The sequence below is a fragment of the Nostoc sp. genome (assembly GCF_036917775.1).
In the GTDB taxonomy this organism is placed as follows: Bacteria; Cyanobacteriota; Cyanobacteriia; order Cyanobacteriales; family Nostocaceae; genus Nostoc.
In genome coordinates this window covers 1-3,429 of sequence record NZ_JBALEQ010000012.1, presented here as the reverse complement: position 1 = coordinate 3,429, position 3,429 = coordinate 1, and the positions used below count along the sequence as shown (strand labels likewise).

General features: G+C 35.3%; 4 protein-coding genes. 2 read left to right on the top strand and 2 right to left on the bottom strand.

Annotated features, from left to right (window positions below; genetic code table 11):
- Positions 1-104: 104 nt before the first annotated feature.
- Positions 105-587, top strand: coding sequence for a cadmium resistance transporter (locus tag V7K69_RS01300; protein WP_442936106.1), 483 nt, complete (start codon positions 105-107; stop codon positions 585-587).
- Between the two features lie 415 nt (positions 588-1,002).
- Positions 1,003-1,626: a hypothetical protein gene (locus V7K69_RS01295; RefSeq protein ID WP_335030726.1), complete on the top strand. Its 624-nt coding sequence runs from the start codon at positions 1,003-1,005 to the stop codon at positions 1,624-1,626.
- Between the two features lie 220 nt (positions 1,627-1,846).
- Here the strand turns inward: V7K69_RS01295 and V7K69_RS01290 are convergent, their stop codons facing one another.
- Positions 1,847-2,113 carry a DUF7219 family protein gene (locus tag V7K69_RS01290; protein ID WP_335030727.1) on the bottom strand — a complete coding sequence of 89 codons (267 nt, stop codon included), beginning with the start codon at positions 2,111-2,113 and terminating at the stop codon, positions 1,847-1,849.
- 188 nt (positions 2,114-2,301) lie between these two features.
- Positions 2,302-3,297 (bottom strand): sulfate ABC transporter substrate-binding protein, encoded by a 996-nt coding sequence (locus V7K69_RS01285; protein WP_335030725.1) that lies wholly within the window; start codon positions 3,295-3,297, stop codon positions 2,302-2,304.
- Positions 3,298-3,429 lie beyond the last annotated feature (132 nt).

Sequence of the window (3,429 nt, the reverse complement as noted above, 5' to 3'; positions counted from 1 at the left end):
AATGTAATTCAGTATATTGCTCATGCTCCTGTACCAAAATCACTCTTTAATGTTCTTTTATCACAGAATGATACTATTTTGGAGATGTCTATTGGATTGGGCTTTTGGGTTTAGTGCCAATTAGCATTGGATTAAATCGTCTGCTCAATCCAGAAATTAATTCTTTGTCTGATGTAGAATCAGAAATACAATTGTCTGATTCTTCTACTTTCGCTAGTTTTTTATCTCCTCAAGCTTATAGTGTGGCAGCTATTACTATCGCTAACGGCAGTGATAACGTAGGCATTTATATGCCCTTGTTTGCTAATAGTACTTTTTCTGAGTTGCTAGTAATTATTTCAGTCTTCTTATTGCTGGTAGGTGTCTGGTGTTACGTAACTTATAAATTAACCTGTCAGAAGGAAATTACAAATCTGTTAACTCGTTACGGCAATAATTTTGTTCCTTTTGTCTTGATAGGTTTAGGTGTGTTTATTATCTTAGACAGTGCTTCATTGACTCCAATTGCTTTGACAGCTACTTGTCTATGTTTAATGGGACTAATGAAAATAATCCAAATTTCTAAATTCAAAGTACAAAGTTTGTAATTTTACAAATACATGAAATTTTCCCCTTTCTTTTACAGTCTTAATGCTTTTAATCAATAATCCTAATTACTTTGAAGTTGGTCAAAGAGTAATTTGGTTTTACAAAGCTCGTCCTGACGCTACTGATGTCCAAAAAATTCTTGCTGAGATAGTCAAACTAAGCTTTAAAAAAGTACAAATTAAAGTCCGCAAAAACAATAGTGAAATTGTCAATCAATGGGTAAATTCTAATAGACTTAAAAGTTTTACTAAGATTTAAGACTCAGCATTCCACTAAATCAAAATTTATGCAAAAATATTCAAAGAGCTTATTTATGTTGGCAATAATTTTGCTTTTTAATTCTTTTACTCAAGTGTTAAGTAGCTAATAAATTCCTTAGCTGATTACTACAAATCTTAAACCAGGGAGAAAACTATGCAGTTCATCAAAATTATTCTTGTCGCTCTCGTGTTGCTCGTGAATCTGACAATTGCTCAACCTTCTTGGGCAGGTAAAGATTTTACCAAAGGAACTGATTATATTGAGGTAACTCAGGAACTCAATCAACTTTTAAATGTGAAAGATAATCCTGAACAAGCTGGCTATACACCTGAGCAATTTCAAGCCCGACTATCACAATTGCAGTCTCAGAAGTATGTGATAGAAACGGCCAGAAAACGAGCGCAGTGCTTTAATCAAACAGGTAAAACTTTGGGTATCTACGCCAATAAACCGAAAAAATATCCAACTCAACTCTACTTCTTAGCAGCAGGGCAAATTACAGATGATGATTGGGATTGTGATGGTATCTATCTACCCGCAGGTACTCAAGTAGTTTTAACTCCGAATACTGAAGTACAAGAGTTAACCCAACCCATTGCAGTCAAGTTTGTCGATGGTACACAGTCCATTGCTAGAACGAATCCAACTACTGGTGCAATTGAATTGAATGTTGCACCAGCCAAAGTCTTCAAAGCTGCTGAAGGCAACTGGTTGCTACCTACGTTATCTCAGGCAGATATTGACGCACAAGTTCCTAGTCCACAAATAATTGACTAATGTTTGCTAGGCATTCAATTTTGATGGGATAAGCGTGTCAATTCTAATTACACTAAATAGTACTTTACCCCTCTTAACCAAGAGGGATTTTTAATTAAGGGGAGATTGAAGAGCAATTTTAATATAGTTAGCGTTCACTTACCGCTTGATGTTTAGTAACAGAAAATATTAGTGTGTTACTAACACTCAACGATTTTCAATTAATTGACTTTAAACAAAGCTAATTTCCTGATGATGCTGGTGGGTCGTTACTATTTAAGAGTTGTTTTTTACTACACTTCAGTTGTTTCCAAAGTAATTTAATTTGTTTGTAAGCCTCATTAGCCGAGAGCTTACCATTGGTTTCTAAACTAGTGATAATGCCTACTTTTTCAGCAAATTCTTGTAAATTTGTATTAAAGACTAACTTTTCTGGCTTCACTTGACCATAGTAACGACTGTGAGGGAAGATAAATTTGTCTTTGTCTTGTTGATTAGACTGTTGCATAATTCTACTTTCCATGATTAATTTTCTTCGTGTGATAGTCAATTTAGTTAACTTCAAGCTCTTTAAATAGTAATTTTTGCTTGGATATTTATCTAAGATTGTAGACCATAAGCTTTTCTCTAATATGGCTGGCTTATGCTCTACATTCCTAATATTGTAAGTTGTAAAATTTTTGAAAATTTACCCCTTTACTTTAAAGATTTCTGAGCTTGAATTTGATCAAAAATAGCACCTTCATTAAAAAATTGCTGTTGAATCTTATTCCATCCTCCTAAATCTTCTGCTTTGAACAGAGTTTTAACTTTAGGAAAATTGCTACCCAATTCTTTTGCAATCGTATTATTCACAGGACGAAATCCTATTTTGGCAAATTCTCGTTGTACCTCTGGGGTATAGAGATATTGAACAAATGCTTCTGCAACTTTCCTAGTTCCGTGTTGATCAACGTTCTTATCTACCACAGCAATTGGATTATCAATAGATATATTCACATCAGGGACAATATATGAAAACTTTTCGCCTTTTTGTTTTGATAAAATCATTTCATTTTCATAGTTGAGTAAAGCATCCCCTTGACCTTGTTTAAAGAACAATTCGCTGGCATTACGAGCAGTCTTGGGCAGCACAAGTACATTTTTATAAACTTTGGAAGTAAAATCTAATGCTTGCTTCTCATCCTGGCCAGTTTTTGTTACGTAACCCCATAAACTCAGGAAGTTCCATCGCGCACCACCAGATGTTTTCGGGTTAGCTGTCAGTACGCTCACTCCTGGTCTTGTCAAATCTATCCATGTTTTAATATTTTTGGGATTCCCCTCATGAGTAGCGATCGCACCTACGGATTGGGTCACAATTGCATTATTTGGTGCTTCTTTTTCCCAACCCGGTTGAATAAAACCTGTCTGAACCAGTTTGTCAACATCAAGGGCTAGTGACAGGTGTATCACATCAGCCTCTAAACCATCAATCACATTTAGGGTTTGAGAACCAGACCCATCATAACTTTCAGTAAACTTCAGATTTTGGTTATGCTCTTTTTTCCATTTTTCTACAAATTGTGGAATAATTTGCTCGTATGCAGCCTTTGTCACTGAGTAAGAAACAAACGTTAGGTTTACATCACGACCGGAATTGGCAATAGTATTACCAGTTTTATCAACATTAGCCGAAGAACAAGCACTCATTACTATACTTAAGCTTACTCCCGCCAAAAATAGGGATATACAGCACTTCCGGCTGTTATGAGGTACAGTAGCAGCAATTAGCAAACCAGTTTCTTAAATGTTGAGGATTTATTAAGTCGAGTGCAACTGATA